Here is a 6,000-nt window from a genome sequence, read left to right as displayed (position 1 = left end):
GCCGCGTTCTGCTCGCTATCCGGCACGTCCCACTCCACCCCGTCGATCGCCACCAGGCGCCACGGCCCGAGGAACGCGCCCGGCGTGAGCAGGTCCGCGGCCGGCTCGGCGACCCGCTCGAACACCTCCCGCAGCACCTCCGCCCCCAGCCGCTGCCGGGCCTGGGTGATCCCACCCGTCGTCGGTGGCACCCACCCCACACCCACACTGCCCCAGGAGACCAGGGCCTGCGTCAGCCGGGCCATGACCTCCTCGTAGTCGTCATTACCGAACAGCGCCAGCGCCATCGCGAAGTACACCACCACATGCGGCGGCAGCTTCCCACCCGCCCGCTGGGCCTGCCGCCCGCACACCGCGACCGCCTCATCGACCACGTCGCGCGGCACCGACGCCGCCAGCACCCCGATCGAGACCTGATCCGACAGGCCACCAACTCGCTGACTCACAATCAGCAACGTAGCCCATGCCACAGCTTCGCCCGGCAAGCGCCCATCGACACAAGATCAACTTAAGCTAAGCGGCATTGGGTCAAGGGGTCGCAGGTTCAAATCCTGTCGTCCCGACAGGGGTTCGCCCCATTGTCGCAGGTCAGAGGCCGTTTTCTCCTTCGCGAGGAAGCGGCCTTCGGCGTGTTCCAGGGCCTGCCTCTCACATTGGTCTCACGGTTTTCACGGTCCGGCGGCGGGGCTGGGGACCGCGCGGCGTCGCAAAGTCGGTGACTGTATGCGCTTTTTCTCCTACATGCCGGACTTGGCGATCACCGCAATGGGTTCGATGGTCACTTGCCGTGATCGGCGATTCTGGTTAGAGGGTTCGCACTTGACGTATCCGCCATCGATCAAGTGCGCGCCGGTAGGTCCAGCAGCTTCCCAGGCATCGGGCGAGTTGGGTGGCGATGGGGCGGCAGCGGCTGCCTTCATCGAAGGAGTGCGCGACGTCGAAGGGCAGCACTCCTGGCGCGGCGTCATGTACCTGCTACCTCAAGAGACCACTCCTCGGCGCGTAACCGACGCCCTGGGCTGGGGGTGGGCCAGCGACTGCCCGTAGGCCGACACGGAAAGTGATCCAGAACCAGTGCCGGATATCCTCGGGGTTTCCAGGGAGACCGGGGAGACCCCGGATGAAGGAGACCCGACTGTGAAGCCGCTGGAGGACACCGATCCGCGTCAGTTGGGAGGCTGGCGCATCGTCGCCCGGATCGGCGAGGGCGGCATGGGCATCGTGTACCTCGGTGTGTACCTGGACGACGATCCGCCGCTCGGGCTGTTGGAGTCGATGACGCCGCCGGTGGACCCGTTCTTCGAAGCCCAGATCGGCCGACTGAACCCGCCGCTCCTTACCCCCTGGAATCTGGTCCGGCGTGGTCCGGTTGCCATCAAGACGATCAGCCCCCGATATGCCGGCGATCCTTCGGCACGTGAGCGGTTCAGGAGGGAGGTCGCGGCCTGCGAGAAGTCGCACGACTGGGCAGCTACCGGCAGGGACGCCGCGCACTACCGGCATGAAGGCTTCGACCTCCGTGACGGTACTGCGGTCCTGCCGATGTTCGAGGAAGGCCCGCGGTTCATCCGACCCAATGACGCTCCCCCGATGCCAATTGCTCGCGGCGAGGAGCCGATTCCTTGGTTCGCCATGCAGTACATGCCCGATCCCAGCCTTGCCGAACTGCCTGGGCTGGGTATCGAGCTGGACTGCTGCGACCGCTTCCGCCTCCTTCACTCCGCTGCTCAGGATCTGAGTTGGTTTCACAGCCTGGGCCTCGTGCACCGCGACATCAAGCCTTCGAACGTCGCCTACACCGACAACTACGAAACCATCCTCTTCGACCTCGGCATTGCCCTGGACAGCAATAACGTCCCGCTGACGACAGTGGGCGCGGTGATCGGGACGGTGGCCTTCATGTCGCCCGAGCAGGTTGAGGGCAAGCCTGTGGGGCCGGCCTCGGACCTGTTCTCGCTGGCGTCCACGGTGGTCTGGACGGTGACTCGGAAGAGCCCGTTCTCGGGGACGTCGAGCATGGCGACGATGTACGCCATCTGCACCGCGGAGCCGGATCTGGCCGGCGTGCCCGACGACCTTGCGATGATCCTGCGTCAGTGCCTGGACAAAGCCCCGGAGAAGCGACCCACGGCCGCAAAGCTCGCGGAGGTGACGTACGAAGGTCATCCGTCCGACTGCCCCGGACGGAAGTACAGCACGCCGAGCATCGGCGACATCGAGGACGCTCGATGGAACGAAGCACTCAGGCTCTGCGGCTTGGACTAGCCGGAAGCCCAACCCCCTCCGGCAGCCGGTGATGGCTGGGACTATCACGCCGTGGGAAACACATCTACGACTGCTACGCGGCCACTGGCGACGCACAGGCCTTGGGCGTCTTCGAGGACAGCCGGATCGACTACCCCTTCGGCACGGTCGACCTCAAGGGCGCCGATCCCTACCTGCAGCTCGGAGCCGTCGAGGCGCACCTGACGGGAGTGCCCAAGGAACAGGTGGAAGCCGCCCCACGCTTCTGCGAGCTGCTGAGCGATCCTCAGCACGAGGGCCACTGGCTAGTCTCGCTTACGGACAGCCTTCGCGACGCGCTCGCGGTGGCCACCAGCGGGCGGCTGCAGGAGGTGGCGTCCGTCTGGACGCTCACCGAGAACCGTGCGGGGCAGGACGCGGGGCTGGTGACCGACTTCCTGCGGCGGCTGGCCGACCTCGCCCGCGACGCCAAGCAACGCGGCGTCCGTTCTGACCCTCGTCGTCTGGGCCCAGAGCACCAGTGACCTGCCCACCGTTCTTGTGGTATTAGGTGGTCTGGTAGGAATTCTTGTGGAACAGCGGCGCCCACCCGAATTCCCGCTCTTCTGCTCCATCTGTGGGTCGGTGCGGAGCGCCTGACACAGCACACGCCGTCCCCTGTGCAGATCTTGAGGTGTTGAGGCCCGAGATCGGTCGCGCAGGGAGAACGGCGTGCGGTTCACCACGGTATTGAAGTCGCTGGTCGGATGCGAGCAGGCGGTGCCGGAGGATGCCTGATTCGATGAGGAAGCGCAGGTCATGGTGGTGGCGGTGCGGCCGAGGTCCCGGGCGCGTCGCCGCTGCGGGATCTGCCGCAGCCGCTGTCCGCGGTTCGATGCCGGGGCGGGACGCCGGCGGTGGCGGCACCTGGACGCGGCCGGGCTGCAACTGTTCCCGGAGGCCGACGCCCCGCGTGTGTCGTGCGAGCGGCACGGGGTGGTGGTCGCGGCGGTGCCCTGGGCCCGGCACGACGCCGGGCACACGTACGACTTCGACCAGCAGGTCGCCTGGCTGGCCACCGAGTGCTCCAAGTCGGCCACCGCGCAGTTGATGCGGGTCGCCTGGCGCACCGTCGGCGCGATCCTGGCCCGCTACCAGCGTGATGCGGACGCCGGGATCGACCGCCTCGCCGGGCTGTGACGGATCGGGATCGACGAGATCTCCTACCGCAGGGGCCAGAAGTACATGACCGTGGTCGTCGACCACGACACCCGGCACGTGGTGTGGATGGCGGACGGCCATGGCAAGGACGTCCTGCGCTCGTTCTTCGACGCCCTGGGTGCCGAGCGCGCCCACCGGCTCACGCACATCAGCGCCGACGGCGCGGAGTGGATCGCGGACGTGGTCGCCGAGCGGGCCCCGAACGCCGTGCGCGCGATGGACCCCTTCCACGTGGTCGCCTGGGCCACCGAGGCGCTGGACGAGGAACGCCGCGCGAGCTGGAACCGGGCCCACCGCCAGGCCGCGGACCCGGACCTGGCCCGCAGGCTGAAGCACTCCCGCCACGCGCTGTGGAAGAACCCCGAGGACCTCACCGACCGGCAGACGGCCAAACTCGCCTGGATCGCCGCCAACGACCCGCGCCTGCACCGCGCCTACCTGCTCAAGGAGGGACTGCGCACGATCCACCGAATCGCCAGGACCGAGGGCGTCCACGCCGCAGTCGAGGCGCTGGACCGCTGGCTGTCCTGGGCCAGACGCTGTCGCATCCCCGCCTTCGTCGACCTCGCCCGCAAGGTCCGACGCCACCACGACGCCATCCTGCACGCGATCGTCGAGGCGTTGAGCAACGGGCTGATCGAGGCCACCAACACCAAGACACGCCTGATCATCCGGCGAGGGTTCGGCTTTCGCAGTGCCGAGGCCATCATCGCCCTCGTCATGCTTTGCCTCGGCGGCACCCGGCCTGCCCTGCCCCGCCGCCAACTCGCCTGATCACACCCACAGATCCAGCAGAAGAGCCCGAATTCCTGTCCGGCCTTGACCTTCACGGGCTCCGTGGTAGTGACCGTGTTCGCATCGGTCGTGGCGTCGGTCGTCTGGTTGCCCGTCTCGGTGGTGGTGTTCCAGGTCCCCTCGGCCTCGACCTTGACGACGTCCCAGGCCTCCAGCGATCCGGCGATCTTCCGGCCTTCGGACTTGGTGGTCTTGTCAGCGAGTTGCTTGGTCCACTGCTTGGTCTTCGACCTGCTCTCGGTGAGCTGTTTGACCGTGTCCTCCTTTGCCATCCCCACTTCGCATTCTCGCGGGCGAGCTGCAGGATCAACTTCTTGAGTGCCGACCTGGTTGGCGGTCGTCCGGTGCGGGTGCGCCGCGCGCTGTAGTCCCACTTCGCCGTGACGAGTCTGCGATGCCAGGCCAGCAGAGTGCCGGGCGTGATCGCGAAGACCTCCGCCACCGGGGACGGGGTATCAGGCTGGAGAGCGCGGCCAGCCAGAAGCGGTCGGGGCTCGTAGCGGACTGGGTCGGTGAACTGACGACGCAGTACCGCGTTCTCATGCCGGAGCACGAGCAACTCGGCATCCTTCGCCGTGTCGCGGCGCGGCAGCACCTTGGGGACGGACAGCAGCTCCGGCACCGTAGACGCTGGCCTGCCACCTGGGGTCCTCACCGTGGCCATACGGCTCACGCGGCCCGGCCGGAGCCGACACCGCTCAAGGCCCGGTCTCCCCAGCCGTCAGCGAATTCACCAGCTCTGACGTGTCCTGTCCCACCTGACCGGGGAGGAACACGCCCCCGACTGCGCTCAGAACAGCGCCAGGCCCTCGCTGCTGGTGTCCGGAACGACGGGTCGGAACTGCGCGGGGACGGTGTCATGGCGGCCGGGCCCCGCGGCAGCGGCCACCGGCGGGGCTGTCTCGGCCAGCCAGGTGCGGAATCGGTCGACGGCTTCGCGGTAGGGGACTTGCGCCAGGATGCGGTGCTCCCCGCTGGGACAGTAGTCCACACTCAGGGTGATCATGCAGGAGCCGGGCGCGTTGTGACTGCCCATCCAGGAGGCACGCAGTTCACCGCAAGGCTTGCGCCCGCGGGAGCTGTGGGGGGCGCGGTGGGTCGGGCGCAGCGGTTCGCCGACCAGGAGCGCGGTCAGTGCCGCCAAGTGCGGCAACGGCAGTGTGGTGCGGGCGCGGCAGCCGGGGCAGCGGTGCCAGTGCCGCAGCCAGTCCTCGGCGTGGGCATGGAAGAGGGGCGCGTAGCGGCTGGTCACGTAGACGTCGTTGTTGTAGAGGTAGTTCGGCCGTTCCCGCGTGTTGCAGGACTGGCAGACGGGCGCGCGGACGTAGCCGTGCTCGTGGCAGTGGTCGACAGCGAAGGCCGGTGCTTGTCGGCAGACGGCGCACCTCCACCTGGACACCTCCAGCTTGGCGCGCTTCTTGCTGAGCACCGAGTAGACGTGGCCTTCGAGCTCCCCGTTGTACGGGCGAAGCGTGGTTGTGCGGCAGTCGGGGCAGATCGTCTGCCAGCTGCTGCCGGCTGGGATCCGCCACTGCTCGGGCTGATCCGCCACGGAGCCGCACCTCTGGCAGGTCCGCGCGGCCAGCAACCACCGCTGCTCGGCGTGCTCGGCCGTGTCCAGCACCTTCACCAGCGTGCGAGGTAGCCACCACGTGTCCCCTGCCCCGGCTCCGGTCCGCTCCATCAGAGACCGGTGCCAGTCGATCCCCGCCAGATGCGGCAGATGGTCGCTGCCGCGCAGCAACCGCCCAGGGGTAGCAT

Annotated in this window: 4 protein-coding genes and 1 pseudogene; 3 read left to right on the top strand and 2 right to left on the bottom strand. The window is 68.1% G+C overall.

The features are described 5' to 3' along the window. Positions 1–446: transposase domain-containing protein (locus UK12_RS14430; protein ID WP_197084854.1), on the bottom strand; the 446-nt coding region annotated here is incomplete at its 3' end. A gap of 691 nt (positions 447–1,137) precedes the next feature. Between UK12_RS14430 and UK12_RS14425 the strand changes: the two genes are divergently transcribed. From UK12_RS14425 to UK12_RS14415, 3 genes and pseudogenes are all read left to right on the top strand, one after another. Beyond that, positions 1,138–2,265 carry a serine/threonine-protein kinase gene (locus tag UK12_RS14425; RefSeq protein WP_045303333.1) on the top strand — a complete coding sequence of 376 codons (1,128 nt, stop codon included), beginning with the start codon at positions 1,138–1,140 and terminating at the stop codon, positions 2,263–2,265. Between the two features lie 101 nt (positions 2,266–2,366). Continuing rightward, entirely contained in the window at positions 2,367–2,768 is a 402-nt protein-coding gene (locus UK12_RS14420; RefSeq protein ID WP_045303332.1) for a hypothetical protein, read from the top strand. Positions 2,769–2,955: 187 nt separating this feature from the next. Then, positions 2,956–4,218, top strand: a pseudogene (locus UK12_RS14415) (ISL3 family transposase). Positions 4,219–5,029: 811 nt separating this feature from the next. On the opposite strand, the gene UK12_RS41245 reads toward UK12_RS14415, so the two are convergent. Continuing rightward, positions 5,030–5,863, bottom strand: a complete 834-nt coding sequence (locus tag UK12_RS41245) for an endonuclease domain-containing protein (protein ID WP_197084853.1) — start codon at positions 5,861–5,863, stop codon at positions 5,030–5,032. Between the last annotated feature and the right edge of the window lie 137 nt (positions 5,864–6,000).

Source organism: Saccharothrix sp. ST-888 (assembly GCF_000955975.1).
GTDB lineage: Bacteria > Actinomycetota > Actinomycetes > Streptomycetales > Streptomycetaceae > Kitasatospora.
The sequence above is the reverse complement of the archived record's forward strand: the minus strand, read 5'-3'. Positions and strand labels throughout refer to the sequence as shown.